The organism is Sporosarcina sp. SAFN-015 (assembly GCF_059415085.1).
On the sequence record NZ_JBPFDR010000004.1, the window covers coordinates 78,281 to 102,702 of the forward strand.

Consider the following 24,422-nt stretch of genomic DNA (forward strand, 5'->3'; position numbering starts at 1 on the left):
GCATTTTCCATTGCTCCGCTTTACTATTAAACATTTTTGGAATAATACTTATCATAGTATTCCACTGTACCCAAAGGCCCGACCGTCATTTCTTTTTCGTTATAATCGAGCATCCGCTCAATCCACTTTGTTTGTTCGGACTCGCTCATCCCCTTAAGAGGGATGCATAATAAGTGTTTCGCTATATAGATGTAGCCTTGCGGAAGTGCAACTTTTTCTTTCAATGCTTCGTATTGGTCCGGAGTTACTTCAATCTTCAGGAACACATCGTTTTCACCTGTAAATCTATGTTCATGGACAAACTTTCCGTCTTTCAGGAATAGGACCCTATCCGCATATAGATCCAAGTTGGATAGTAAATGGGATGCGACAAAGATAAGCTTATCCTTTTTCATTTCCATTAAGCATTCTGAAATTAACGCTACATTATCTACATCCAGTCCATTCATCACCTCATCCATTAGCATGACCGGCGTATCAGCGGCCATCATCATAGCAAAGCATAGACGTTGTCGCATTCCTAATGAATACGTACGTACTTTCCGTTTAACATAATTGCCCATATGAAGTCGCTCAATTACTGTAGGTACATGCTTCGATGAACCTTTCCACATGTTTGCATATAATTTCAAATGATCCACTCCGGATAGTTCCTCGAACAGATCTTTCTGTTCAGGAAACGTGCACAACTGCTTATGGATCAATAACTCCTCTTTTTCATTTCGGTATGCGTATTTACCATCAAACAGCACATGTCCCGAATCGGGCTTCACAAAGTTTGCCATAACATTAAACATTGTAGATTTCCCCGTACCATTAGGAGCCGCCACCCCAATGATCTCTCCTATATTTGCAGTTAAGTCCAATTTATCGAGAACAGCTCTATCATTATACGTAATTGACACATTTGATAATTTCAGCATTTGTTTTTCCGCCTTTCAGTTTGTTCTTACAACCGCTTTCCCCCGACGAAAGTTCACATTAAACTCGTGTTTTAGTTAGTTCCGATTCATCACAGCTTCCCTTTTGATTCCAACGTCTTCAGTTTTTCCAAATTTTTGTTTGTCTTATTACACTATAGACATATTATTGTAATATTTCAATAGTCCATAAACTTTTAATTAATCGAACTTGGTTCTTTTATTCTATTTTATTTACGTAGCGTTTCTATAAATGTAAAAGGCTGTCACAATTGTCTAGTTGACAATGTGACAGCCTTTTTAATTATGACACTGCTACTTCTTTATTTTTCGGTGTGTTGTTCTTTGTTTTCCATTGAATGGCAACTTGGATGACGAATAGAACTAAACCGACAATATCCGTAATCGTTTCAGGGAATATCAATAATAATCCTGTTACGACAGCGAGAATACGCTCGATCCAATTACACTTCCGGTACCAAAAGCCGATCATGCCCGCCCCGATAGCAATCATACCGATGATAGCGGAGAAGGTGACCCATAAGATCTCAAAGAGACTGGAGTCGATCATGAGCATAGCTGGATTGAAGACAAACATATACGGAATAATAAATGCCGCAATCGCAAGCTTCGCAGAATTGACGCCAGTTTTGATCGGATCTCCGCCAGAAATTCCAGATGCGGCGAATGCTGCCAATGCAACTGGCGGTGTAATATCCGCGATGATTCCGAAATAGAACACGAACAAATGTGCAGAGACGGCAACTACAACCGGAACTGTAGTACCTGGTCCCATTTCGCCGCCCATCAGCAACAAAATGATTGCCGGAGCAGCAATTGTAGATGTAATAACATAGTTAGCCGTTGTTGGTGAGCCCATCCCGAGGACTAGAGCTGCCAACATCGTAAAGATAAGAGTTAATAGGATATTACCGCCCGCTGCAGAAACGAGGCCGTTTGCAAGGCTTAGTCCTAAACCGGTTTTTACGACGACACCGACGATAATACCCGCACAAGCAGTCGCCGCGGCAACGGCCAATGCAGTACGCGCCCCGTCAACGAGGGCCATAATAATATCTTTCGGCCCGAGTCTCGTCGATTTATCAAAGAAGCTGACAACTAAAGTGAGGACAATCCCCAATAATGCAGCTTTCATTGTTGGAATCCCTAATAATAGGAATAAGATAATTCCTAAAATCGGCAATAGGAGATAAATCTTTTTCAATGTCGCTTTCCGATCAGGTATCTGGTCTGGAGACATGCCTTCTAGACCGACACGCTTCGCTTCAAAATGCGTCATAATCCAAATTCCTGTAAAGTAGAGCAATGCAGGAATCGCAGCTGCTTTTGCAATTTCCCAATACGTGATGCCGCCAATGAACTCAACCATTAGGAATGCTGCAGCTCCCATGATCGGAGGCATAATTTGCCCACCCGTTGAAGCAGCCGCTTCAACGCCGCCTGCAAATTCCTTACGATACCCCAATTTCTTCATCATTGGAATCGTATAAGAACCTGATCCGACTACGTTTGCAACGGAGCTTCCTGAAATCGTTCCTTGCAATGCACTTGAGAAGATAGCAACTTTAGCAGGACCTCCTGTCAAACGGCCTGCGAGGACGACAGCTAAGTCATTGAAGTAGTTTCCAACTCCGGTCTTCACAAGGAATGCACCGAATAAGAGGAAGACGAAAATGAATGTAGCAGATACGCTGATCGGCGTTCCTAAAATACCATCAGTCGTATAGAACATTAACTGGACAATGCTTTTTAAGTCTTGGCCGCGGTGCGCCAAGAAGCCAGGGAAATAGCGGCCGTAAAATGCATAAATTAGGAAAACTACCGAGATGATTGTAATCGGCAAGCCGACTGCACGTCTTGCAGCCTCCAATGTCAATAGAATAGCGACAATTCCGATGAATAGATCCAAATCGGATACCCTTCCTACTCGAAAGACAAGATCATCATAAAATAATGGCCAGTATAAACCTACCGCAATGGCCAGCAAAGATAGAATGACGTCGTAGAAAGGCACTTTGTCTTTCTTGACTCCCGTTTTTTTAATAGCAGGGAACAAAAGGAAAATTAATGCTAGAGCAAATCCTAAGTGGATGGATCGTTGTATATATGCAGTAAACGGTGTCCCGATTGACGTATATAATTGAAATAACGAGAAAGCCAACAATCCTGCAAAAACGACGATTTTAAAGAACCCTTTCACATTCCGTGTATTCGATTCGGGATCATATTTTTGAAGAATTTCAAGCTGTTGTTCTTCTGTTAATGTTTCAAGGCTGTCAACTTGGGACTCTTTCAGAGATTCTTCCCGATTCTTATTTTTAGCCATTCAAATTTACTCCTTTCATCAATTGATAGAATGATTGGCGTTGCACACGAAATGTGTACGATTTCCCTCTAGTCAAATAGCTTTTCAAATCCACTTCATTTCCTTTATATCTGAAGGCAAGATCAGCATTGACATCGCCTACGAAAAGGACAAATGATTGAATAATGTTCTGCTCGTACGTAAGCGTATACATTCCATCATTTACTGATAGCGTTTCTCCTTCCTCTGCATAGCCCGGCAATCCAATTCCAACACTTTCATATTGCATCGATAGTAATTGGATGGCATTTTGATCAGTAATACGATAGGATTCAACGACATCGGTTAAAAATATGGAGTGTACATAGCGTATTTGAAAATCTCGCTCATCCTCTATTTTATAGTAATACGTTTTTGGATGATCAGTTCGATATTCCGTAAAGGTGAAAACCTTATGTATCGGCAGGAAAATAGTGACGAGGAAAATGAGTAGTGCAAATAGCAGACTGGGGAGAATTACTTGCTTCTTCTTCATACATTTCTCCCTTTCACACTAGCAATTAAGAATGGGACGGCTGAAGCATACGCCTCACCGCCCCGTCCAACAATCAAATTTCATTCAATTATTTTTGTTCGTCAAAGTACTTTTGAGCGCCTGGGTGAACAGGGATCCCGATTCCATCAAGTCCTGTTTCAGCTTTGATCAACGCGCCTTTTGGATGTGTTAGTTTAGATGCATTGTCATAGATCGCTTTTGTGATTTCATAAGCAAGATCTTCAGGAACGTCGTTTTGGATAATCAACATTGCACCAACTGAAACAGTCGGCGTATCTTCTGCAATTCCATATGTTCCTGCAGGGATGACTTCTTTTGCGTAGTATTGATATTTTGAAATCAATTCGTCTGCTTTTTCATCAGAGACAGGTACGATGTAAACTTGTGCGACAGCGTTCAAACCTTCAACCGCGCCAGTTGGAGTACCTGCAGTGATGAAAGCTGCGTCGATCTGACCTGCTTGCAAGCTTTCTTGGGATTCCCCAAAATCCAAGTCTTGCGGTTGGATATCATCCATCGATAAGCCATGAATTTCTAGCAACTGCTCCGCGTTCGCATACGTACCGGAACCAGGTGCTCCTACAGAAACCTTTTTACCTTTCAAATCTTCAAACGTTTTGATGCCAGTCTTTTCCAATGTAACCAATTGAACTGTTTCAGGATATAGAGCACCGATAGCTGAAACGTTGTCGATGACTTCTCCATCAAACATCATTTCACCTTTAGATGCATAATAAGCGATATCTGTTTGTACGAAAGCGATTTCAGCGCTGCCGTCTTTTAAAGCAGTCATATTCGCTGCTGACGCTTGTGAAACTTCAGCAGTCGTTTTAACACCCGTTTCTTGCGAGATGATATCCGCAAGTGCGCCTCCAAGTGCGTAATATGTACCTTGTGTACCACCCGTCAATACACTCAGAAAATCATAATCTTCTTTTGTTTTGCCTGAATCAGAGCCTGATCCCTTGCTTGAATCACCTGAATTACAAGCTGACAGGACTAGCAACGCGATCATCGAAATGAATGCAAGAATACGAAATCTCTTTGTATTCATATTTCCATTCTCCCCTTTTTATATAGTATTTTTGCAACTTAACACCTATTCTAACACGAAAGGTTATTCGCTTGTCAATCATTCTTGGCAACTTTCAGTAACTTGCAAGCGATTTCAATACTGAAAAGGAAGATGAAATCCATCACCTTCCTCTTTATTGATCAATCTAGTTCTTTGTTTGTCTCATCGAAATAAGTGATTCCTGCTTCTTCCAAATCTCTTTTTCGGTGTGCGAGTCTTGATGCGGCACAGGATGCGACACTTGCGACTAGATCATCAAGGAATGTATGGACACCATTTCCCTTTTTCGTATCCAGCTCATTGATAATGCCTATTTTGTTTTTATCAAGATGGCCGAATGTCGTTACCGCAATCGATCCGTAAGTAAAGACCGCGCCTAATGCAATTGTTTCATCCACGCCAAAGAGCCCTTCGTCGGATTCAACGATTTGTTGAAGCGGAGCCGAAAGTTTCCCTTGTTCCCCGAGCTCATCCAATTCGATTCCGACAAGTATTGCATGCTGAAGTTCTCTCTTCCGCAACACTCTTTCGACTGAATCTACACATTCGGCAAGGTCAAGACCTTCATTATAAGGCACTTGCATTTCGTATACGATTTTAGCTATATCTTCCAATGTAACGCCTCTTCGGATCAATGCTTCTTTTGTAGCTTTTGCAACAACGTCGGAATGGACAATGTTTTTTCCCGTGAACATAATTACTACCTCCTTATTCTTTCCTCTGCCCGTCACGTATAATATGACAGCAGCCTTTCAGATGTTTACTCAATTTTGCGACTGTTTCTTCCAACATGTAACAGGTTATCCAACCATTATACCTGTTCATTCACTTATGTTACAATCTTCTTACATAATACAACTGGGAGGACTTGCTGATGAAGTACGGAAAAATCGAAGAAATAAACTTATATAGCAAGGCACTCGATGAGGAGATGCAACTTCTCATCCATTTGCCATATCAGTATTCACCACTTTACAAGTATTCAGTTCTAATTGCTTCAGACGGGAAAGATTATTTTCAGTACGGAAGGATCGGACGGGTTGTAGACGAATTAGTTTACGAAGGTGACATCAATAATATGATTGTTGTCGGCATCCCGTATAAAAGTGTAGAGGAACGCAGAAGGATGTACCATCCGGAAGGCGACCGGCATGAAGATTATATCCGTTTTCTTGCGCATGAGCTTGTCCCTTATATCGATGAAAATTACCCGACCTACCAAGTCGGCGCAGGTCGAGGGTTAATCGGCGATTCATTGGCTGCAACAATTTCGCTCTTGACCGCTTTGAAATATCCGAACTGCTTCGGGAAGGTGATTCTCCATTCTCCCTATGTTGATGAATATGTAATGGAAAAAGTGGAAGGATTCAAAGATCCATCAGCATTTTCCGTTTACCATGTCATCGGCGAAGAGGAAACGGAAGTGAAAACGACACAAGATGGCATCCGCGATTTCCTCACTCCAAACAGGGAATTGCATAATTTGATCAAAAGAAAAGGGTTTTCATACTTCTATGAAGAATTTAAAGGGAACCATACATGGAAGTATTGGCAACAGGACGTCCGAAGAGCAATTAAGGAATCCTTTCAAGAGGAATGATGCCAAACATTTCAAAGAGTAGTTCATTCTGCTATAATTAATTCTAAGATGTATGTAAACATTTTACGAGGAGGTCTTTTATTATGAAATATGGTATTGTAGCTTTCCCTTCAAAGAAACTTCAAGACTTGGCGAATGGGTATAGGAAACGTTATGATCCACATTATGCGCTTATTACGCCTCACATGACCGTCAAAGGTGTTTTCGAGGCAGATGATAAGGAGATCGAGCAAGTTGCAGAAGCCATTAAGAAGGTTGCTCGCAGCCATAAGCCTTTCGAATTGAATGTATCGAAAGTTAGCACGTTTGCACCCATCACCAACACGATTTTCTTTAAAGTTACACCAAATGAAGATATCCTTTCACTTCATAAAGACCTAAATGAAGACTTTTTCGGTGAAAAACCTGAATATTCCTTCGTTCCGCATATTACAATCGCACAAAAATTGAATTCTGGTGAACATGACGATATTATCGGACAAATTAAAATGTTTGGCGTAGACCATACCGAGACTATCGACCGCATTCACCTACTCTATCAACTTGAAGACGGGTCTTGGACAGTTTATGAAACTTTCCGTCTCGGCGAGGAAAGCTAAAGATTGATCGAAGTAAAAATTGCCCGTTCAGAGCGTGAACGGGCAGATGCGTATGACGTGCGAAAAAAAGTTTTTGTGGATGAGCAAGGGGTACCAATTAGTCTTGAAATTGATGAGTTTGATAAATCCGCTACCCATTTCATCGTCTATGATGAACAGCGCCCGATCGGAGCTGGACGCATTCGGGAAATCGAATCGGGAATCGCTAAAGTAGAGCGGGTGTGCGTAGTGAAAGAGTTACGTGGAAAGCATCTCGGGAATTTGATAATGCATGAACTTGAAAGACATGCGAAATCTGTCGGGATGACGAAAATCGTACTGAACGCACAATCTTATGCCGTGCCTTTTTATGAGAAACTCGGGTATACGGTCACATCACCTGAATTCATGGATGCGGATATTCCGCATCGCGCAATGGAAAAGGAAATAGTTTCAAACTAGTTTAATGAATAAAAAGAGCAGATCGCTTCCGTTGACCGGTTGCGAGTCTGCTCTTTTTTTGACGTCATCTTTAATCCTTTTAATAGAATATAGATGCCGCCCATCTTGTTTTACACATATTCGTTTACCGCGAGTCCTTTTCCTACAAGTTGCGCTATTTCAGGCGATAGGTTGGCAGGATTCGGATAGATGAACCCTTTTAAGTAAGGAGGGCGGGAGTTTACGATAACTGTTTCTCCTTCCTCCATGATTCGCTCCTGTTCACTTCGAAGTGTATCATCAAATTTATCCATCAAATCCGGATCCATTTTAACTTTTTCCACTCGATCGACATATGCGAAATTGTTACGCACTGCATTCATTCGATTCGCGTACATTTCAGCCTGCGTCTGCTGAATCGGTAGTATATAGCCCATTTCCCACACCCCTTTACATTAATTTCTCACATACCCTTTAACCTCATTTATAGTTTATGAAACATATAAGACTGAAAATGAATGGTTTCACCTATTTTCGTAGTGATCAACTAGGCATAATCTATTTCCAGCCCGGGTCATCGGTTATGTGGACAATGATACAGGCGTGGGTATTTGGACGTCATCCAGCTACTTTTGGGTTACCCCATCATCCGCTGAATATCATTGAAATTAACTGATTTTCCGTTGTTTACGATCGATTTCACGAGTTCATCTTCCATATGTTGCGGGACTTCTTTTTTTGCGAGTCTGCCTACTTTTTTAACGATTTTCCGCACTTGTCGCTCATCGCTGAAATCCGCATATTGAATTGCGTTCGCCAATGCGAATACTTCTTCCATCGGAACGCCGGTTTTTGATTCTATCTTTTTAAAAAACGAGTCATTCATATTGTCATCCCTCCTCCTTAGACAAAGCTACTGCCAACGATGATTAGCAAGATGAAGAGAACAACAATCAGTACGAAAGTGGAACCGCCATAGCCTCTTCCATACCCGCCATATCCGCCGCCAAAGCCTCCGCCAGAATAGCATCCACCGAACATAAAAATCCCTCCTTCCCTTCCGTCTATCCTATGCAGATAGCGGAGAGAAGAAGGGGGCGTTTGCACAGATTTTTTCAATTGGTGCCCTTAGACTTGAAAAGAAACGAAGCAATGAAGCCAAATAGAATCGCAGCACTGATTCCAGAACTTGTCACTTCAAACATCCCTGTCAGCACACCGATAAGGCCATGTTTTTCAGCTTCCGCAAGCGCTCCATGCGTCAATGCGTTACCGAAAGACGTGATCGGAATCGTTGCACCTGTTCCTGCAAAATCAATAAGCGGTTCGTAAAGGCCAAAGCCGTCCAATACAGAGCCTGCTGCGACAAGAATGCAGAGCGTGTGCGCCGGTGTCAGCTTTGCAACATCAAACATCAGCTGGCCAATGACACAAATGAGACCGCCGACTATAAAGGAGGTAATGTAAATCGAAAACAATCAAACCACTCATTTCATCGTTAGTTCGATCGCGTGCGCGATGCACGGAATCGTTTCTCCTTGTTGGTATGATAATGGGGAAAGAAGCGCACCAGTCGCAATCAGGAGTACTCGTTTATATTCCTTATCCATCATCTTCTTATAGACTTCCGAAAAATAAACGGCGGCTGAACAACCCGCCCCGCTCGCTCCTGCCATGAAATCAGGATTGTTGCCGTAAAATTCCATGCCAGCATCACTGAAGTTCTTTAAATCAGTTATTCCTTGGTTTTTAACTAGCTCTTGAAAAATTGAAAATCCGACTTGAGCCAAATCGCCAGTCATAATCAAATCATAGTCACTCGCAGCTTTTCCATGGCCAGTCAAATGCCGCTTCAGCGTATCAGCTGCGGCGGGCGCCATGGCGGCTCCCATATTCAATGGGTCTGTCATTCCCATATCTATCGCTATGCCAATCGTTCCGCATTCTATAGAAGGAACTCCTTCTTGGAAAGGTGCAATGGCAGCAGCTCCTGCTGCAGTCGCAGTCCATTGTGCGGTACTGCCTTTCTGCGCGCCGTATTCAATCGGATATCGGAATTGCCTTTCGATCGCATTATGCTGGCTAGATGAACCCGCAATTGCCAATTTCGACATTCCCGCTTCCGCCAATAATGCCGCAAAAAGCAAGGACGAGACAGAAGTTGCGCATGCCGAAAACATGCCGACATATGGGATTCCAACTGACGTTGCACAGAAACTGGTAGGGGTCATTTGATTGACAAGATCCCCTGTTAATATAAAATCGGCATCCGATGGAATTTTATCCACTTTACTTAACGCAATCATGCATGCATCTTCCATCAATTTTGAATGTCCCTGTTCATTCGTTTCCATGCCGCATCTTTCATCTTCATATATCTTATCGAAGCTAGTGTGAAATGGACTTTTCTTCTCAAGAGGTCCTGCCGTTACGCCTGTTGCAACGATGGAAGGGGTCGATTGGAATGTCAACAAGCCTTTCATTACCATGAAACGACTCCCATCTTCACTAAAATCGTCTTAATAAGGGCAACGAGAAAGGCTGAAAAAACACCATACACGATGACTGAACCAGCCAATTTAAAAATATTGCCCCCGACACCTAGCACATAGCCTTCTGACTTATGCTCGATCGCCGCTGACACAACCGCATTGCCGAACCCAGTTATCGGGACTGCCGCTCCTGCCCCACCAACTTGACCAATTTTTTTATAGAGGCCAAATCCAGTTAACAGCATAGAGATGAAAATCATCGTCGCAACTGTCGGATTGCTCGCTGTCCGTTCGGTGAAGTCGAAGAAAGTCATATAGAAAAGTGCTATGAACTGCGCGATGAGACAAATCGTGCCGCCTACAAGAAATGCTTTAATCATGTTTTTGAGTAATGGCGGCTTGGGAGTGATCCCTTGCTCCAGTTTCGCGTATTTGTCTTTGTCCATTATGTTTCTTCCTCCGCTAGTGATATCAAATGATGAATTTTTTTCTTCATTCCCTTTTCATCGTCTTTTAAGATGAGTTTATTCGTTTCCGTTAAAATCTTGCTATCCGCAGAAGCGAAAACCGATAAATCTGGGTATTCTTCCTTCAACTTCTTTTCAAGTTCAGCGGCAATTTTCCTTTTATTAAACCTGGAAAAGGTTTTTACACGGATTCCAACGAGCAAATGATCCTCATAAAACAAGGCAGCAGCCCCTTTAATTCGATCATCTCCCTTCACTAACTCTTCTACTTTACTTGCATCCTCGTCTGTATGATTTTCGAATTTGTATTCATTTGGAATACAGCCAGATAGCAGAAGAAGCAAGCATAGCAACGTTATGAGCTGACGAATATTCACCATCCCCTTTTTTTAACAGTATGGCGATCGCTGTTGTTTTTTATTCATGCGTGATGTTTGCCCTAGCCCTGAGCAATCAAGCGCATAAGGTATAAAGAGTTGAGAAAAGGAGGTGGAATGAATGGGATGTGGAAGAAATGAAGAAGTCGGAGATGTACGGCGCAACGACAATTGCATTTGCGAGGTTGTCCGTGCCATTAAACGTGTGCAGGATATCCGCGATGATCTAGATTGCGACGATTGCAGAACTGACTGTTTCCTGACTCCGCTCGGTAGCCTTGTAAGCCCTGCACGTCAACGGGCCAATACGCGTGTATTCATGCTATTGGACGAAAAAGGTAATCCATTCAAAGCAATGTTCAGAAGAAGAAGACGGTTCGACGAGAGTGATAGCGCACCGGCCTCCGACCAAGGGCGTAGAGACTGTGCAACTTGTTTCTCGATCTTCTTCAGGGTTCAAAATATTTTCGACAATTGCTGCGCAACAATCCAAGTACTTGAACCGCGTGATGCTAGAGGTCGCAAAGTCGACTTATTCAAAGGCGGCAAATTAGACCTCGATGCAGTATGCGAAGTAGAAAACTTCGAAGCGACAGGCACTTGCGTCACTGTCGATTTAACATGCTTCTGTGCAATTCAATGCGTAAAAGACGTTTTCATCGATTGTGACGAAGATTGAAGGAATAACCTGTGATGCTGACTCTGCCCGATCGATCCGATCGGGCAGTTTTTCGTTTTATTATACCCAAAAACAGGACGGACCATTTGCTGGTCCGTCCTGTTTTTACTATCTCTCGTCAAATGGCTGCCCGCGCCAGAGGACGTCTTCTATCTTTGCGATTTCAACTTCAGAAATCATATTATCCGTTTCAATCCATACAATGCCATTTTCGACTTTATGGATTGCGCCTTTTACGAGATTGCCTTCTATGACGAATTGAAGAGGCTTATATGCCTGCTTCCTGAACGGTTCGCTCAAATAGCGTATTTTGCTCATGATGGCGGGGTTGACAACATGGCTTTCAGCTTGAACGGATGAGTTGACGTCAATCGCCTCTCTCACGGATACATCGTTCGGAACGAAGACTGACGTGCTTTCTTCCTCATAGACGGCCACCTTTATATAGACGGGCGGCCCCTGCACAAATAGTAACGGTTCATTGTAGGAAATGTTGATTCCCCCTTTTTTCCGTAGTATATGCGCCTATTCGGAATGAAGTTCTTTCCTCTGTTCAAAGGCTGCCGATGAACACTGTTGCCAATCCGAGATAAATGATAATACTAATGACGTCATTCAATGTCGTGATGAATGGACCTGATGCGACGGCAGGATCGATTTTCATCCGATGCATGAAGAGCGGGATGAACGATCCGGAAATGGTTGCAACAAATATCGAAACTAAAATGGCCGCCCCGACGAGCAACGCGATAATGAATTCATGCTTCCATATAAAAATGAGGCCGACAACGAAGATTGCGCAAATTAGTCCGGTAATCAAGCCAGTGCCCGCTTCCCGCAATAGCAGTTTGAACTTGCTCTCATCCTCAACGTCACGAGTCGCAATACCGCGAACTGCGACTGCCAATGCTTGAGTCCCGCTATTACCCGCAGTACCTGCAATTAATGGAATAAATGCAGCGAGCAATGCGACTTGCGAAATTGTATCGGTGAATAGATCGATTAGATTCGCGGTCAACATGCCGAGCACTAACAGAATGATCAGCCATGGAATCCGTTTCTTCGCAGCTGAAAATGACGTTTTGTCAAAGGAATCCATATTGGATACGGCGGCAAGTTTTGAATAGTCATCAGATGCTTCTTCGTCTAATACGTCGATAATATCATCGACCGTAATGATCCCTAACATATGCTGTTGGAAATCAACGACAGGAACAGCTAGCAAGTTATAGTCCTGTGTCGTCCTTGCGACGTCTTCCTGGTCATCGGAGACAAGTACACTGACAACACGCTCATTCATAATAGACTGTATTAACGTATCTTCGTCCGTAATGATTAAATCCCTAAGCGAAACGACGCCCGTTAAACGATTATCTTCATCGACGACGAAGACATAATAGATCGTTTCTGCAGAGGGGGCTTCATTCCGAAGAATCGTCATGGCGGAGCGAACAGTCGAATATTGCGGAATCGAAACATATTCCGTCGTCATGATCGAACCGGCAGTATATTCTTCATAGTGCAAGAGCGATTTGATTTGTGCAGCCGCTTCTTTATTCATTAACGTCAAATAGCTGGCAATCTGCGCTTTATCAAGTTCTTTCAGGACATCTACCGCATTGTCGACGAACATGTGAGAAATCATATCCGCGGCATAAGTCGTGTCCATCTCCTGAAGGAACTGCTTATATTCATCTTCATCGATTTCGCTCGTCTCGAATATCTCCGCCAACTCTTTCGGAGAGAGGAAAAAATACATCAATTTTCGTTGTTCTGCTTCCACCTTTTCATAAAAAACAGCTCGATCATATGGGTGAAGCATCAAATATTCATCACGGAACGTTTTAATATCTTGCTGCTCCAATGAATTTATAAGATTTTCTTCGTCGATAATAATTTCATCGCGAATTTCTTCGTTTACAGTCATGGCTGCACCTTCCTTTCCGCTCCGACATGCATGAATGCATTCCTAAATGTATGATAATGAAAAGAGAATCTCTACAAAGGAGAATCGATAGATATGAAACTGGATATTATTGGTGATATACACGGATGTTATGATGAATTGCTGTCTTTGATGGACAAGCTTGGTTATTCATTCACATCGGGTTTGCCTTTCCATAACGATGGAAGGCAGCTCGCTTTTGTAGGAGACTCGATGGATCGGGGTCCGGCTTCGTTAAAAACTTTGGAATTGATGTTCAAGCTGCAGGATAATCACCGACTTATTTATTCTCCCGGCAATCATTGCAACAAACTGTACCGTTTCTCGAAAGGCAGCAAAGTCCAGCTGAAGAATGGGCTTGAAACGACAGTGGCCGAGTTGAATGCCCTACCTCCTAAAGACAAAATGCGCTTTCTGGATCGGTATAGACAATTCTACGAGGCTTTGCCTTTATACGAAAATCTGGACAATGGAAAACTTATTATCGCACACGCAGGAATTCGTGAACAGATGATTGGAGAACCATTTTCAAAGAAAATACAATCGTTCGTCCTCTATGGAGATACGACCGGCGAAACGCTTCCGGACGGCCGTCCCGTTCGAAGGGATTGGGCGAAAAAGTATTTTGGCGACGCGTGGATCGTCTACGGACATACTCCAGTAACAGATGCACGGTTCGTCAACCAGACTGTCAATATCGATACAGGATGCGTATTTGGCGGCAAACTTACCGCCGTCCGCTATCCTGAAATGGAAATCGTATCAGTTCCATCACAGCAACCGTTCATCCCGGAGAAGTTCACTCACTTTGATTGAGGAATTAATTGCGCCATATCCGATGGCAGACTACTCGTAAAGGTCATCGGTTCACCTGTCAGCGGATGGCAGAAGCCAATTGCTGCACAATGCAACGCTTGACGATCGATCAATTGAAGAGAGCCGCCGTACAAATCGTCTCCAGCAAGCGGGTGACCGAGCCATTGCATATGAACTCGTATTTGATGAGTTCGCCCAGTATGCAGCTTCAAAGAAATGATTGTGTACGTTTCGCCGTTCCATTCGAAGCGGCCTTCTGCTTTCACATCGGTTCTTGCGTACTGCCCATCATCCCGGACTGTCCTTTCAATAATGCTGCCGTCCTTCCGTCCGATCGGCTCTTCAATTGTGAAGGCATCGTTCTCTATATACCCTTCAACAATTGCAATATAACTGCGGTCAAAACCGGTTGTCTGCATCTGTTCGCTGAGCAGATGGTGAATATGTCGGTTTTTTGCTATGCAAACAATTCCCGAAGTATCCGTATCCAGCCTCGTCACGACATGCACGGTCGATGGGACGCCTTCAGCTTCGAGCTTTCCAGCTACGAAATTGGCGACCGTCCCGTTCGGCTGATCGCGTGAAGGTATCGTTCCTTGACCAGCAGGCTTATCGATAATCAAAATCGCTTCATCTTCATAAACGATTGCCAGATTGCCAGTTTCAGGAACTAGACCGAGGCTTGGCTCTTCCGGCGGAAACTGAACTGTGACAGCATCGCCTTTACTGAGCATATGCCTCACCGTCTTCTCTGTCCCGTTTACAAGCAGGCAGCCTCCGTCGTATTTTACAGCCGTCAAAGTCCGTTTGGAAATTCCATGGCTATGAAGGAATTCCCGGAGTAGGATCCGGTCTTCGTCAACAATGAATTCCAGGATGAACTTCTTTTTATCCACAACCACTTCACTCATCACTCGCGATGAACGAATCGTGGACCCTCGTCCAAAATGGGAAAGGACGGAACCTGCCAAACCGAACTTTCTCATCTGCCACTTTATATTCAATCGATTTCACATCTTTATGCAATAGTTGCAAATGGTCGATCGTCACCATGAAATCCGGCCCTTTGACCGGCGTCAGTACACAACTATGATGCGCTGGCAGAACGAGCGGAGAACCGACTGTCCGGAAGACCCGGTTGTTGATAGAAGCCATTTCAGTCAGTTGAATGGCATGTAAAGACGGGTGGATAATCGCGCCACCGAGTGCCTTATTATAGGCGGTTGATCCGGATGGCGTCGACATACAAAGTCCATCCCCGCGGAATCTTTCGAAATGTACACCATTTAACTCTACGTCCATGACTAATGTCACTTCAGGGGATTTTACCGTCGATTCATTGAGCGCAAGATATTTTGCGACTTTTTCCGAATTCCGATAGTTGATCGTCACTTCGAGAAGGGGATACTCGATGACATTATATTCCTTCCGGGCAATGGACAAGACAAGCTTTTCCATTTCAGCAGGCTTCCAATCGGCATAGAATCCGAGATGCCCCGTATGGATGCCGATGAATGCAGTATCCTTCAGTCGGTGGATATATTTATGGAAAGCATGGAGCAAAGTGCCATCCCCTCCGACTGATAAAACGATATCAGGTTCATCTTCGTCAAAAACTAACCCGAAATCAGTCAAATAATCCTTCGCTTCATCTTTTAACCGATTCGATAATGAATCATTTCTCGTCTGGATGGCGAATTTCATCATTGACTCCCCTTTTCCGTTTCGTTTTGCCGTAATCCCTATCGGCTGTTTCTTTAAATGCGCTGAAGTATTGCTGGGCGTCATGTATTTCATCCCGAATCAATGACATCTCTTCATCCAATCTGAATGCGGCTTCTGCTGCCCGTTCCAGTCGATGTCTGATTTCGTTCGGCAATTCGCCTTGATATTTGTAATTCAAGGAATGTTCGATGGAAGCCCAGAAGTTCATTGCCAACGTACGGATCTGGATTTCCGCGAGTATCGTCCTTTCCCCGTGGATCGTTTGAACCGGGTACTCGATGATCATATGAAAGGAACGGTATCCGCTCGGTTTCTTATGAGATATATAGTCCCTCTCCTCAACGACTTGCATATCGGTGCGCTGCCGCAATGTATGAACAACTTTGCCAATATCATCAACGAATTGGCACATGATGCGGACCCCCGCGATATCCGGCAATTCTTCCGCCAACTCCGCGGAAGGTTGGAAAGGAATACCCTTTTCAAGTGTTTTATCATAAATGCTTGCGAGCGGTTTCACTCGGCCTGTCACGAATTCTACAGGCATATGGACTCCTTCAAGTTCATACTGCGTGCGAAGCCCCTTCAGTTTCACCTTCAGTTCGGCAACGGCCTGTTTATACGGTTCAAGAAATTGCTTCCACTCCTTCATGAGTAGCCCTCCAAACTAGTAGTTGATGTTTTGGAGGAAGGCCTCGAATTCCTGCTCCACCGCAGTCGTGAATGCCTCTCCATAATTGTCGTTCCCTTCGATATTATAGACGAGCATCGTCAGCTCTTCTACAAAACCTGGCAAGGGAATTTTTTCATCGTTCCACATGAGAACCGGGTCTGTTCCGGCTTCCAATACAAGCGCCATATATGGCCAAGTTTCTTTTGGGAAATGTATGTATGTATACCCTTCATCTTCGTCCATCAAATAGACAAATGAATGTTCTTCGGAATCGGTTATCATTTTCTTTGCAGGGACCCCAGTCGGACGGTCAGCTTCCGCCTCCAACAAAAACAGGATGTCGTCACCGCTCTGTTGCCCGTTAATTACTCGGTTCTGAATTCGCATAGGTCTTCTTCCTTTCAATTATCTTACGTTCAGTCTACCATATGAGAGCCGTCGGTGCAGTCTGTAACATGCGTTTTTATGTCAAACTTGATATACTTAATTCATAAGCAACAGTAGAAAGTCCTAAAGAAAGGGAGTAGCAAAATGGATGCACGTGCAATACGCACTTTGATGGATATCCAGGCGATGCAGACACTAGGTTCGGTGCAAACTATCGCGAACAGTCAGGATTCAACTTCCTCGCTATTCAGCGTTATGATAAATGATCTATTGAATGGCATGACAGAAGATTCTACACGAACAGAGACATTTCCAATACAGTCGTTCGGAATGCTTGGAGGACTTGAGTCGATGAACAGTCTCCAATACGCAGGTTCGAATAACGTTTATGTACCAAATGGCCTTCAATCGGCTATTTTCAACTCTCAAGCGTTGAACAGTGAAACTTCTGTACCTGCTGGAGAGAACAACTTCACAGTTTTCATTAAGCGGGCGGCGGAAACATATAGCTTACCAGAGAACTTGATTTCATCTGTCATTAAACAGGAGTCCAACTTTAACAGCTCAGCAGTCAGTGGCGCAGGTGCCATGGGCTTAATGCAACTCATGCCAGGCACTGCTAGACTGTTAGGTGTGCAAGACGGATTCGATCCAGAGCAAAATATAATGGGCGGGGCAAAATATTTACGGCAAATGCTTGACCAATTCGGCAATGTCGAAATGGCATTGGCTGCCTATAATGCCGGCCCCGGAAATGTTAGAAAATATGGCGGAATCCCGCCTTTCAAGGAAACAGAACAATATGTATCTAAAGTGCTAAACTACTACAATCGCTTTGAAGTCTGACAGCTTCCTAGTTCAGTTGAAAGCAATATGTTTGTGAAAGAATTGTTTGGTTGATAAAATGTCCATACAGTCAGAACAAAGGAGATTGACATACATGACTCGAAAACCTTTGATTCCTTATGAGGAAATCGGTGCTGAAAAATTGTCGGAGCTCATCGATCGTTTTTATGAAAAAGTGGCTGTCCACCCGGACCTATATCCGATTTTCCCTGAAGATCTGACGGAAACAGCACGAAAGCAGAAACAATTTCAAACACAATATTTAGGCGGACCGAATTTATTCACGGAAGAGCACGGCCATCCGATGATGAAAGCGCGTCATATGCCTTTTCCGATAACTCCAACACGTGCAAAAGCTTGGCTCGCCTGCATGGCAGAAGCGATGGATGATGTAGGTTTGGAAGGACCATTGCGGGACGTATATTATCAACGACTCGTACTAACTGCAAATCATATGGTGAATAGAAGCGAGGAGGATGAGCGGTGAACCGGGAAACTCTGTTGGAAAGCAGCGCTACTTCTTCAGCCTCCTTGTCGAAGCCCATCGAGATTTACGTATTCGTAGATCCCTTATGCATGAACAGTTGGGCGCTACAGCCATTGCTGCGCAGATTGCAAGTCGAATATGAACGTTATTTCACATTGAAAGTCGTTCTTAGAACTTCCTTGACAAAGACGAATTCATGCTGTTTCGTCAACTTGAATGATGCGAAAGCTTGCGATAAAAATCATCCTGCATTTCCGAGCATCGCTTTAAAAGCCGCGGAGTTTCAAGGAAAGCGTGCAGGTTTCCGATTCCTATCGAAACTATTCGAATACACATATTTGAAAAAGAGGAACGTCTTCTCCTTTTCAGTGCTCGTCGAAATAGCAGAAAGTATTAATTTAGATGTTGATGAATTCATCCTTGATTTTTCATCACATCATGTACTGCGTTCCATGCAAGTCGATTTGCATTTAGCGAATGAAATGGAAGTCGAGGACGCACCTTCCTTTGTTTTCTTCAATGAAAATATTGAAGATGAAGGCTTGAAAGTGAATGGTTTACATTCTTATGAAATATATGAACAGATTTTGGAAGAGATGGTCGGGTACGAAATCAGACCAGACGCCCCACCGACTTTAGATGAATTGTTCCTGCGTTTCGATTCACTTTCAACGAAAGAGATCGCCGAAATATACAACATCCCGGAAAAATCGGCCGAGCGCGAATTAAAGAAACAGCTTCTTCTCCAAAAGATAGAAAGACTACCTTTGACAAACATGACGCTATGGCGTAAACGCATTAATTGAAAAAAGCAGATTGCATGGTCGTCGAATCCCATGCAATCTGCTTTTTACATTATAGTAAACAATAAAAGAAAAGAGCATCCACTCTTGGGGGAGAGGGATGCTCTTTTACAAAGGGAATGGGAGAAATGTTCACGTTCAAACAAAAGGGGTGTATGTTTGGTATGTGATTTATTTCACATCTATAACTTATCATAAAATAATAGTAACATCAACATTTCACATAAAAATTCACATCTCTGTCACAAATAAAACACGAGATAAATCCTATACCTAAAGACTTTCAAGAAGTTGTAAAAATACACATTTACTCACTCACCAAAATGAAAGCGCTTAACTTATTGTTATATAAATATAATCATAATACAACTTAAATGAAAAAACCTGACTAAGTCGCCGAAAGCGCTGCGTCAGGTTCTTTTTCACTGTTTTAGATTAACCAAGCAATTCTTCCAGCTCGTTCAATCTTTCCTCAAACACTTTGCACGCCTCTTCAATCGGCGCCGTGCTTGTCATATCGACTCCTGCTTTTTTCAATACTTCAATCGGATAATCCGATGAACCGGCTTTTAGGAAATGATTGATGTAACGATCGACAGCTGGCTGCCCTTCTGACAAGATCTGATGGCTAAGTGCCACAGCAGCACTGAAGCCTGTCGCATACTGATACACATAATAATTGTAGTAGAAATGAGGGATGCGCGCCCATTCGAGAGCGATTTCCTTATCTTCTTCGACTGCATCTCCAAAGTATTTCTTGTTCAATGCAGCATATTCTTCCGACAATTTGTCTGCAGTCAATGCGACGCCTTGTTGGTCAAGCTGATGGATCAGATGCTCGAACTCCGCGAACATTGTTTGGCGGAAGACCGTTCCACGGAAGCCTTCTAGCCAGTGGTTCAATAAATAAATACGTTTTTGCTTATCATCGATTGTTTTCAGTAAATGATCGTTTAAGATCGCTTCGTTTACTGTAGACGCAACTTCTGCAACGAAGATTGAATAACCGCTATAGTTGTACGGCTGATTCTTCCTCGAATAATAGCTATGCACACTATGCCCGAACTCGTGAGCCAATGTGAACATATTATTTACGTTGTCTTGCCAGTTCATAAGGATATACGGATTTGTTCCATATGAGCCAGATGAATAAGCGCCTGAACGCTTCCCTTTATTTTCACGGACATCCACCCAACGGTTTTCAAGTCCTTCTTTTACAATTGAAGTGTACTCCTCACCTAGCGGATGGAAACTTTCAAGCATCGTTTCTGTCGCTTCTTCATATGGAATTTTCATTTCCACGTCTTTCACCATCGGCGCAAACATATCCCACATATGGAGCTCATTTAAACCGAGGACCTTTTTTCGCAATGCAACATAGCGATGATGCAATTCAAGGTTTTTATTGATCGTATTGACGAGGTTATCATATACCTGCTCTGGAATATGGTTATTTGACAATGCGGCTTCCCGCGCAGATGAGTATTTCCGGATGCGCGCGTTGACGTTATTTCTTTTAACATTTCCGCTCAACGTTGAAGCGAATGTGTTCTTGAATTCGCCGTATTTGCTGTACATTGCTTTAAATGCGTCTTCTCGTACACGAGCATCTTTGCTTTCGAGGAAACGGATATATCGGCCATGTGACAGCTCTGCCTCTTCCCCGTCTTCATCCTTCACCGTCGGAAACGTCAAGTCTGCATTGTTTAGCATACTGAATGTCTCGGAAGAACTGCCCGTCACTTCACCCATTTGTGCTAAGATAGCTTCTTGCTCAGCCGGGAGGATATGTGCACGATAAGCGTTCATTTCTTCGAATTCATGCTTGTACACTTTCAATTTATCGTTGTTTTCTGCGAGGCTATTCAATTCCTCTTCAGGAATAGCAAGCAATTCAGGCGCGAAGTAAGAAAGTGCTGTCGAAATTTTGACGTACAAAGTTTTCGCTCGGCTTTCCATCGCTTGGTAGAAGCTGTTCGTCGTATCCTGGTCGCCTTTCAAATGGGCATACGTATACAGTTTCCCCATTCTTTGATAAATCGTATCTCGGTATGAAAGCGCCGCGAACAATGCATCTGCACCTTCATTCAAAGTGCCTTTAAATGTTTCAGCCTTTCCTGAGAGTTCTTCAATTTCTTTGAATTCCTTTTCCCATGCCTCATCATTTGGAAAAATATCTTCGAGACGCCATGTTTCTTCTACTTTCACTTGATCACGCGTCAACACTTTGTTTTTAGTTTCTGTCGACATTCAAAAACCTCCCCATCATTTTTCTTCGTAAATCGAATCATTTTTATTCTCTCAATTCCGTTCCTCATTTGCAAGAAATCTTTCTGAAATTAATTGCAAAATTACATTTTCACCAAAATCTGTTTTTGACGCAGTTGACTCTATGCCGAACTGGCTTAATAATTCGACATAGTTTTTACAAGCCATGACTTTTCCGTTGAATTTCCTATCAAATCCGTGGATAAAACGCTCAATTGCATATGTTGAAACATCTGAAACCGGAATTCTGTTCCGCTTGAGAAAATGAATAAAACGGAACTGCCATTCAACATCTGCTTCGCGGAATGATTGATTTCCTATAATCGGTATACCGATCCATGGCGGCAGCTGTGTAGGGAGCATTTTCATTTCATAGCAGCTTCTTAAGAATGGGTCTTTGATGCCTTTTCTATTCAATAAAATCCTGTTTTGCAAATCCTTTTGCCGATGTGCAGCATAAAGATTTCCATATAGTTTAATATCATTTTCGGTTGGTGACTTCGGGCGTGCGAAAGGGAAAATTTGAAAACCAAGGGGAAGAACGCGGTGCATTCCGATATACCGCTGTCCGGCTACATGCAGCAGACTACTGAAATAGTGAAATGTTAGTGTGTGGGGGTTAAAAGTGAGGAGAACGTCTCCATTAGGATGGGTACTGACGATGAACCATTCTTGAAACTTAGAAAACTGAAAAATGCCGACGCCTTCTGGGGTGTTAGCGAATTTTGCAGGTGTATGCAAAATCCAGATTGGTTCCATGCCTGCTCTGCGATATCCACCTGTCCGCTCTTCTAGATCGGAAATGGGGATTGTACTGCATTGGAATTCAATCGGAAACTTCTTTTTTCCTACTTTGACGAGCAAGTCGGGACGCTGTGAAATCTTGTTCAATAATGGCTCCAATTCTACTTCTTGCCCGCGTTCCTTCAGCAACTGATACAATAACCGTTTTCCGTTCAAATGTTGTTGGGATTCCCCTTCGGAAAAAGAATCGATACAAGTAGTATTCCTCTGGTGTGCAAAATGCGGTACCACAATATCGCCGACTTTCAACTGGACCGGACTTTTGCATTGCGGACAATAAAAACTTTGCTTCTGCCTCCATTCTCGCAATTCTTTCCTTCCCAGCTCTGGGGATAGAATGATCAGTCGGCCTTCATTTGTCCAAGCTGTTAAAATGACCCTCACTCCTTTCAATTGTATTGTAGGAAACACGGCATGTGATTTCAAATATTATGAATCTTAACCTATTTAACTGGTAATTAAGTCTGGATCTAACTATAAATTCATTTCACAACAAAAAAGCCGTCCCCCCTTATTACCGGGAAACAGCTATATTATCGTTATTAGCCGAAATATTTATTCACAGTTGCCATTACATCAGATTCCATAATGACTTTGCCGTATTCCTCAAGGCGGTGGATCGTCACTTGGGATAACGAGCCGTATTCAGAAACGAGGCTACAGTAGTCGGATTTATCATCATCGTCCATTTTCGATTCATCATAAACTACGTATAAATAGAATTTATTTTCAAACGAATAGAGAGATGATTCAACAGCAAATTGCGGAATGACTTTTGACAGCGAAATGACGTTTTCAAACTCATCAAAGACGAACATATCGGACGTCCAAACAACTGGCTCATCGTTCAACTCGCTCATAAGCTGTTCGGAATTGGCAAACATGCTGGGATCTGGTTCAAAAGGCTTTCTGGAATCATCCAAACCGAATTGGCCATCCGATTCATCATTATCCGAAACTTGAGCCCGCGTCACTGTCACTTCAATTCCGTTATTCATCGCATGGACTTGTATCCATAACGGACCTTCCACTTCAAATTCAGTCTCGTCATTGATCTCATCCATCATCTCCCAGAAGAGCTCTTCGCTTTTATCGCGATTGTACCAAACCTCTTCACGTGTAAAGCCCCGTTCCTCAATGTCTATATACGAAAGGTAAAACTTTACAGTATTATCATTAATTCGCTCTATTTCCATCCCTTTTCTCTCCCTTCCTACAAACAGGCTTGAGCCCATTTCGTTATTTTCGCAATAAACCTGCAATGCTTATACTTACTATATGACCGTCCATGAGGTTTTGAAAGGGTTATCCTCAGGGAGTTAAATAATGTTACTAGCATTGTAGAGAACACCAGCCCACAAAGCAAGGAGAAAATAAAAAGCCGATAGGATTGGCTAAATGCCTGTTATCTCCCTATCAGCTTTACTATGTCTTTAGTTAGTTTACCATGCGCCGCGCTTCAAGAAGCTGATAGGCCCTTACTTTTCTAGGTAGGAAGCGTCTGATTTCATCTTCATTATATCCTACCTGAAGCCTTTTTTCATCTAAGATGATTGGTCTTCTTAATAGGCCCGGATGTTCTTGGATTAGTTCATATAAACGTTGCAGCGGTAAGCTTTCTACGTCTACGTTTAGTTTTTGGAAGATTTTCGAACGCGTTGAAATGATTTCGTCCGTTCCGTCTTCCGTCATCCGCAAAATTTGTTTAATTTCATCGATATTCAAAGGCTCTGAGAAAATGTTCCTTTCAGAATACGGAATTTCGTGTTCTTCTAACCAAGCCTTCGCTTTTCTACATGATGTGCAACTAGGTGAGGTAAATAATGTAACTCCCATTCGCTGACACTTCCTTTCAGTCGGCTAACTATCTTATATTTAGAAAATTAAATTAGAATAATTTTAAAGTAACGAGCTTAACTCCTATTATACACATATTCATTCTCAATGAATACACTTTTTCAAAGAAAAGTGGAACAGATGATTTCTTTGTCACATTTTCGCAATATTGTAGGGTTTACAGCTCCTTAAGTTATGTACTTGGACACTTCTTTACTGTTATACCCGGCGAATGAATTGTTTAAACATCATTACTTCAAAAAAATCATTTTCTCATTTAGAATTCGTTGAATGAAAAATGTCATTCTACACTAAGTAGTA

At 42.8% G+C, this 24,422-nt stretch carries 30 protein-coding genes; 8 read left to right on the forward strand and 22 right to left on the reverse strand.

The window, feature by feature from the left end:
• Positions 1–26 precede the first annotated feature (26 nt).
• The 5 genes from ACR65H_RS08535 to ACR65H_RS08555 form a co-directional block, all read right to left on the reverse strand.
• The gene (locus ACR65H_RS08535; RefSeq protein ID WP_440499747.1) at positions 27–923 is read right to left on the reverse strand and encodes an ATP-binding cassette domain-containing protein; all 897 of its coding nucleotides are present in this window, start codon (positions 921–923) and stop codon (positions 27–29) included.
• A 301-nt stretch (positions 924–1,224) separates the two neighbouring features.
• The gene (locus tag ACR65H_RS08540) at positions 1,225–3,267 is read right to left on the reverse strand and encodes a TRAP transporter permease (protein ID WP_440499748.1); all 2,043 of its coding nucleotides are present in this window, start codon (positions 3,265–3,267) and stop codon (positions 1,225–1,227) included.
• Positions 3,260–3,781: a DUF1850 domain-containing protein gene (locus ACR65H_RS08545; protein WP_440499749.1), complete on the reverse strand. Its 522-nt coding sequence runs from the start codon at positions 3,779–3,781 to the stop codon at positions 3,260–3,262. Before ACR65H_RS08545 ends, ACR65H_RS08540 begins: the two co-directional genes overlap by 8 nt.
• A gap of 88 nt (positions 3,782–3,869) precedes the next feature.
• Positions 3,870–4,856 (reverse strand): TAXI family TRAP transporter solute-binding subunit, encoded by a 987-nt coding sequence (locus ACR65H_RS08550; RefSeq protein WP_440499750.1) that lies wholly within the window; start codon positions 4,854–4,856, stop codon positions 3,870–3,872.
• Positions 4,857–5,017: 161 nt separating this feature from the next.
• Positions 5,018–5,572 (reverse strand): phosphatidylglycerophosphatase A family protein, encoded by a 555-nt coding sequence (locus ACR65H_RS08555; RefSeq protein WP_440499751.1) that lies wholly within the window; start codon positions 5,570–5,572, stop codon positions 5,018–5,020.
• A 179-nt stretch (positions 5,573–5,751) separates the two neighbouring features.
• Between ACR65H_RS08555 and ACR65H_RS08560 the strand changes: the two genes are divergently transcribed.
• The 3 genes from ACR65H_RS08560 to ACR65H_RS08570 all read left to right on the forward strand — a co-directional run bounded on the left by ACR65H_RS08560 (position 5,752) and on the right by ACR65H_RS08570 (position 7,517).
• Entirely contained in the window at positions 5,752–6,477 is a 726-nt protein-coding gene (locus ACR65H_RS08560) for an alpha/beta hydrolase (RefSeq protein WP_440499752.1), read from the forward strand.
• A gap of 83 nt (positions 6,478–6,560) precedes the next feature.
• Positions 6,561–7,076, forward strand: a complete 516-nt coding sequence (locus tag ACR65H_RS08565; protein ID WP_440499753.1) for a YjcG family protein — start codon at positions 6,561–6,563, stop codon at positions 7,074–7,076.
• A 3-nt stretch (positions 7,077–7,079) separates the two neighbouring features.
• The gene (locus ACR65H_RS08570; RefSeq protein ID WP_440499754.1) at positions 7,080–7,517 is read left to right on the forward strand and encodes a GNAT family N-acetyltransferase; all 438 of its coding nucleotides are present in this window, start codon (positions 7,080–7,082) and stop codon (positions 7,515–7,517) included.
• 110 nt (positions 7,518–7,627) lie between these two features.
• Here ACR65H_RS08570 and ACR65H_RS08575 read toward each other — a convergent pair whose 3' ends face one another.
• The 7 genes from ACR65H_RS08575 to ACR65H_RS08605 all read right to left on the reverse strand — a co-directional run bounded on the left by ACR65H_RS08575 (position 7,628) and on the right by ACR65H_RS08605 (position 10,835).
• Positions 7,628–7,933 carry a hypothetical protein gene (locus ACR65H_RS08575; protein WP_440499755.1) on the reverse strand — a complete coding sequence of 102 codons (306 nt, stop codon included), beginning with the start codon at positions 7,931–7,933 and terminating at the stop codon, positions 7,628–7,630.
• A gap of 200 nt (positions 7,934–8,133) precedes the next feature.
• A complete protein-coding gene (locus tag ACR65H_RS08580; RefSeq protein WP_440499756.1) occupies positions 8,134–8,382 on the reverse strand; it encodes a stage VI sporulation protein F in 249 nt (82 codons plus the stop codon).
• 17 nt (positions 8,383–8,399) lie between these two features.
• Positions 8,400–8,537 carry a YjcZ family sporulation protein gene (locus ACR65H_RS08585; protein ID WP_440499757.1) on the reverse strand — a complete coding sequence of 46 codons (138 nt, stop codon included), beginning with the start codon at positions 8,535–8,537 and terminating at the stop codon, positions 8,400–8,402.
• A 74-nt stretch (positions 8,538–8,611) separates the two neighbouring features.
• Positions 8,612–8,974 carry a stage V sporulation protein AE gene (gene spoVAE, locus ACR65H_RS08590; RefSeq protein ID WP_440499758.1) on the reverse strand — a complete coding sequence of 121 codons (363 nt, stop codon included), beginning with the start codon at positions 8,972–8,974 and terminating at the stop codon, positions 8,612–8,614.
• Positions 8,975–8,983: 9 nt separating this feature from the next.
• Complete coding sequence (locus ACR65H_RS08595; RefSeq protein WP_440499759.1) at positions 8,984–9,985, reverse strand: stage V sporulation protein AD; 1,002 nt, start codon at positions 9,983–9,985, stop codon at positions 8,984–8,986.
• Positions 9,979–10,434: a stage V sporulation protein AC gene (gene spoVAC, locus ACR65H_RS08600; protein ID WP_440499760.1), complete on the reverse strand. Its 456-nt coding sequence runs from the start codon at positions 10,432–10,434 to the stop codon at positions 9,979–9,981. The genes ACR65H_RS08595 and spoVAC overlap by 7 nt, the downstream gene beginning before the upstream one ends.
• Entirely contained in the window at positions 10,434–10,835 is a 402-nt protein-coding gene (locus ACR65H_RS08605) for a hypothetical protein (protein ID WP_440499761.1), read from the reverse strand. Before ACR65H_RS08605 ends, spoVAC begins: the two co-directional genes overlap by 1 nt.
• 118 nt (positions 10,836–10,953) lie before the next feature.
• Between ACR65H_RS08605 and ACR65H_RS08610 the strand changes: the two genes are divergently transcribed.
• Complete coding sequence (locus ACR65H_RS08610; protein ID WP_440499762.1) at positions 10,954–11,511, forward strand: CotY/CotZ family spore coat protein; 558 nt, start codon at positions 10,954–10,956, stop codon at positions 11,509–11,511.
• A 108-nt stretch (positions 11,512–11,619) separates the two neighbouring features.
• Here the strand turns inward: ACR65H_RS08610 and ACR65H_RS08615 are convergent, their stop codons facing one another.
• Positions 11,620–11,895: a hypothetical protein gene (locus ACR65H_RS08615; RefSeq protein ID WP_440499763.1), complete on the reverse strand. Its 276-nt coding sequence runs from the start codon at positions 11,893–11,895 to the stop codon at positions 11,620–11,622.
• A 169-nt stretch (positions 11,896–12,064) separates the two neighbouring features.
• Positions 12,065–13,438, reverse strand: coding sequence for a magnesium transporter (gene mgtE, locus ACR65H_RS08620; RefSeq protein WP_440499764.1), 1,374 nt, complete (start codon positions 13,436–13,438; stop codon positions 12,065–12,067).
• A gap of 93 nt (positions 13,439–13,531) precedes the next feature.
• Here mgtE and prpE point away from each other — a divergent pair, with 93 nt between their 5' ends.
• Positions 13,532–14,272 (forward strand): bis(5'-nucleosyl)-tetraphosphatase PrpE, encoded by a 741-nt coding sequence (gene prpE, locus ACR65H_RS08625; RefSeq protein ID WP_440499765.1) that lies wholly within the window; start codon positions 13,532–13,534, stop codon positions 14,270–14,272.
• On the opposite strand, the gene ACR65H_RS08630 is transcribed toward prpE, so the two are convergent.
• From ACR65H_RS08630 to ACR65H_RS08645, 4 genes are read right to left on the reverse strand one after another with little or no spacing between them, the layout of a single operon-like run.
• Entirely contained in the window at positions 14,260–15,276 is a 1,017-nt protein-coding gene (locus ACR65H_RS08630; protein WP_440499766.1) for an RluA family pseudouridine synthase, read from the reverse strand. The two genes, prpE and ACR65H_RS08630, sit on opposite strands and share 13 nt — an antisense overlap.
• Positions 15,176–15,976: an NAD kinase gene (locus tag ACR65H_RS08635; RefSeq protein ID WP_440499767.1), complete on the reverse strand. Its 801-nt coding sequence runs from the start codon at positions 15,974–15,976 to the stop codon at positions 15,176–15,178. The genes ACR65H_RS08630 and ACR65H_RS08635 overlap by 101 nt, the downstream gene beginning before the upstream one ends.
• On the reverse strand, positions 15,948–16,649 hold the full coding sequence (gene yjbM, locus ACR65H_RS08640) for a GTP diphosphokinase (RefSeq protein WP_440499768.1): 702 nt from the start codon (positions 16,647–16,649) through the stop codon (positions 15,948–15,950). Before yjbM ends, ACR65H_RS08635 begins: the two co-directional genes overlap by 29 nt.
• A gap of 15 nt (positions 16,650–16,664) precedes the next feature.
• Positions 16,665–17,057: a UPF0738 family protein gene (locus tag ACR65H_RS08645; RefSeq protein ID WP_440499769.1), complete on the reverse strand. Its 393-nt coding sequence runs from the start codon at positions 17,055–17,057 to the stop codon at positions 16,665–16,667.
• A 144-nt stretch (positions 17,058–17,201) separates the two neighbouring features.
• On the opposite strand from ACR65H_RS08645, the gene ACR65H_RS08650 reads away from it, so the two are divergent.
• The 3 genes from ACR65H_RS08650 (at position 17,202) to ACR65H_RS08660 (ending at position 19,196) form a co-directional block, all read left to right on the forward strand.
• Entirely contained in the window at positions 17,202–17,903 is a 702-nt protein-coding gene (locus ACR65H_RS08650) for a lytic transglycosylase domain-containing protein (protein ID WP_440499770.1), read from the forward strand.
• Between the two features lie 94 nt (positions 17,904–17,997).
• Positions 17,998–18,390, forward strand: coding sequence for a globin domain-containing protein (locus ACR65H_RS08655; protein WP_440499771.1), 393 nt, complete (start codon positions 17,998–18,000; stop codon positions 18,388–18,390).
• Positions 18,387–19,196 carry a DsbA family protein gene (locus ACR65H_RS08660; RefSeq protein ID WP_440499772.1) on the forward strand — a complete coding sequence of 270 codons (810 nt, stop codon included), beginning with the start codon at positions 18,387–18,389 and terminating at the stop codon, positions 19,194–19,196. Before ACR65H_RS08655 ends, ACR65H_RS08660 begins: the two co-directional genes overlap by 4 nt.
• A 432-nt stretch (positions 19,197–19,628) precedes the next feature.
• On the opposite strand, the gene pepF is transcribed toward ACR65H_RS08660, so the two are convergent.
• From pepF to spxA, 4 genes are all read right to left on the reverse strand, one after another.
• The gene (gene pepF, locus ACR65H_RS08665) at positions 19,629–21,443 is read right to left on the reverse strand and encodes an oligoendopeptidase F (protein WP_440499773.1); all 1,815 of its coding nucleotides are present in this window, start codon (positions 21,441–21,443) and stop codon (positions 19,629–19,631) included.
• A gap of 51 nt (positions 21,444–21,494) precedes the next feature.
• Positions 21,495–22,574 carry a competence protein CoiA gene (locus tag ACR65H_RS08670; RefSeq protein WP_440499774.1) on the reverse strand — a complete coding sequence of 360 codons (1,080 nt, stop codon included), beginning with the start codon at positions 22,572–22,574 and terminating at the stop codon, positions 21,495–21,497.
• Between the two features lie 233 nt (positions 22,575–22,807).
• Positions 22,808–23,461, reverse strand: coding sequence for an adaptor protein MecA (mecA, locus tag ACR65H_RS08675; protein ID WP_440499775.1), 654 nt, complete (start codon positions 23,459–23,461; stop codon positions 22,808–22,810).
• Between the two features lie 241 nt (positions 23,462–23,702).
• Positions 23,703–24,101, reverse strand: coding sequence for a transcriptional regulator SpxA (spxA, locus tag ACR65H_RS08680; RefSeq protein WP_060206922.1), 399 nt, complete (start codon positions 24,099–24,101; stop codon positions 23,703–23,705).
• Positions 24,102–24,422 lie beyond the last annotated feature (321 nt).

Excerpts from the sequence above, each read along its gene's own strand:
- ACR65H_RS08635 (WP_440499767.1), bottom strand. The coding sequence starts at position 15,976 with ATGAAATTCGCCATCCAGACGAGAAATGATTCATTATCGAATCGGTTA.
- ACR65H_RS08535 (WP_440499747.1), bottom strand. The coding sequence starts at position 923 with ATGCTGAAATTATCAAATGTGTCAATTACGTATAATGATAGAGCTGTT.
- ACR65H_RS08650 (WP_440499770.1), top strand. The coding sequence starts at position 17,202 with ATGGATGCACGTGCAATACGCACTTTGATGGATATCCAGGCGATGCAG.
- ACR65H_RS08655 (WP_440499771.1), top strand. The coding sequence starts at position 17,998 with ATGACTCGAAAACCTTTGATTCCTTATGAGGAAATCGGTGCTGAAAAA.
- mecA (WP_440499775.1), bottom strand. The coding sequence starts at position 23,461 with ATGGAAATAGAGCGAATTAATGATAATACTGTAAAGTTTTACCTTTCG.
- prpE (WP_440499765.1), top strand. The coding sequence starts at position 13,532 with ATGAAACTGGATATTATTGGTGATATACACGGATGTTATGATGAATTG.
- ACR65H_RS08585 (WP_440499757.1), bottom strand. The coding sequence starts at position 8,537 with ATGTTCGGTGGATGCTATTCTGGCGGAGGCTTTGGCGGCGGATATGGC.
- ACR65H_RS08610 (WP_440499762.1), top strand. The coding sequence starts at position 10,954 with ATGGGATGTGGAAGAAATGAAGAAGTCGGAGATGTACGGCGCAACGAC.
- ACR65H_RS08555 (WP_440499751.1), bottom strand. The coding sequence starts at position 5,572 with ATGTTCACGGGAAAAAACATTGTCCATTCCGACGTTGTTGCAAAAGCT.
- ACR65H_RS08550 (WP_440499750.1), bottom strand. The coding sequence starts at position 4,856 with ATGAATACAAAGAGATTTCGTATTCTTGCATTCATTTCGATGATCGCG.
- ACR65H_RS08580 (WP_440499756.1), bottom strand. The coding sequence starts at position 8,382 with ATGAATGACTCGTTTTTTAAAAAGATAGAATCAAAAACCGGCGTTCCG.
- ACR65H_RS08645 (WP_440499769.1), bottom strand. The coding sequence starts at position 17,057 with ATGCGAATTCAGAACCGAGTAATTAACGGGCAACAGAGCGGTGACGAC.
- mgtE (WP_440499764.1), bottom strand. The coding sequence starts at position 13,438 with ATGACTGTAAACGAAGAAATTCGCGATGAAATTATTATCGACGAAGAA.
- spoVAC (WP_440499760.1), bottom strand. The coding sequence starts at position 10,434 with ATGGACAAAGACAAATACGCGAAACTGGAGCAAGGGATCACTCCCAAG.
- yjbM (WP_440499768.1), bottom strand. The coding sequence starts at position 16,649 with ATGAAGGAGTGGAAGCAATTTCTTGAACCGTATAAACAGGCCGTTGCC.
- ACR65H_RS08540 (WP_440499748.1), bottom strand. The coding sequence starts at position 3,267 with ATGGCTAAAAATAAGAATCGGGAAGAATCTCTGAAAGAGTCCCAAGTT.
- pepF (WP_440499773.1), bottom strand. The coding sequence starts at position 21,443 with ATGTCGACAGAAACTAAAAACAAAGTGTTGACGCGTGATCAAGTGAAA.
- ACR65H_RS08605 (WP_440499761.1), bottom strand. The coding sequence starts at position 10,835 with ATGGTGAATATTCGTCAGCTCATAACGTTGCTATGCTTGCTTCTTCTG.
- spxA (WP_060206922.1), bottom strand. The coding sequence starts at position 24,101 with ATGGGAGTTACATTATTTACCTCACCTAGTTGCACATCATGTAGAAAA.
- ACR65H_RS08545 (WP_440499749.1), bottom strand. The coding sequence starts at position 3,781 with ATGAAGAAGAAGCAAGTAATTCTCCCCAGTCTGCTATTTGCACTACTC.
- ACR65H_RS08595 (WP_440499759.1), bottom strand. The coding sequence starts at position 9,985 with ATGGTAATGAAAGGCTTGTTGACATTCCAATCGACCCCTTCCATCGTT.
- ACR65H_RS08560 (WP_440499752.1), top strand. The coding sequence starts at position 5,752 with ATGAAGTACGGAAAAATCGAAGAAATAAACTTATATAGCAAGGCACTC.
- ACR65H_RS08575 (WP_440499755.1), bottom strand. The coding sequence starts at position 7,933 with ATGGGCTATATACTACCGATTCAGCAGACGCAGGCTGAAATGTACGCG.
- ACR65H_RS08565 (WP_440499753.1), top strand. The coding sequence starts at position 6,561 with ATGAAATATGGTATTGTAGCTTTCCCTTCAAAGAAACTTCAAGACTTG.